This window comes from Methylobacterium bullatum, from assembly GCF_014845095.1.
Lineage (GTDB): Bacteria > Pseudomonadota > Alphaproteobacteria > Rhizobiales > Beijerinckiaceae > Methylobacterium > Methylobacterium bullatum.
Genome location: NZ_NKUG01000166.1, coordinates 1 through 559, shown reverse-complemented (window position 1 = coordinate 559; position 559 = coordinate 1). Strand labels below are relative to the sequence as shown.

Sequence of the window (559 nt, the reverse complement as noted above, 5' to 3'; positions counted from 1 at the left end):
CGCGTCTCGAAAGGGCTGCCCCCGTGGGCGATGCGGAGATCGCCGTGGACAAGAGGTGGCGGGGTTCGCCATGGTCGATGCCAGGGAGCATGATCCCGCGCCGATGCCCGTGCACGCCCGGTCGTCGTACGGATTATCGCTGGAGTTGAAGCCTTTGTCGGATCTGGCCGCCATCCACCGTCTCGACCGGGACGCCTTCGTCGCCATGCTCGGCGGGGTGTTCGAACACGCGGCCTGGGTCGCCGAGGCGGTGGCGCCGGCCCGCCCCTTCGCCCGCGTGGCCGAGTTGCACGCCGCGATGATGGACGCGGTGCGCCATGCGCCGGAGGCGCGGCGTCTCGCCTTCCTCAACGGCCACCCGGAACTCGCCGGCCCCGAGGCACGGGCGCGGGCGATGACGGCCGACTCCGCGAGCGAGCAGGGCAGCGCCGGCCTCGACCACCTCCCGCCCGAGGATGCGGCGGCCTTCGACCGCCTGAACGCCGCCTACCGGGAGAGGTTCGGTTTCCCCTTCATCATCGCCGTGCGAGGCCGCAGCCGGGCCGAGATCCTCGCGGTG

1 protein-coding gene is annotated in these 559 nt (G+C 72.5%); it reads left to right on the top strand.

What is annotated here, in order from left to right; translation table 11 throughout:
- Positions 1-154: 154 nt before the first annotated feature.
- The coding region (uraD, locus tag MBTS_RS20415) for a 2-oxo-4-hydroxy-4-carboxy-5-ureidoimidazoline decarboxylase (RefSeq protein ID WP_192216357.1) at positions 155-559 on the top strand (405 nt) is incomplete at its 3' end.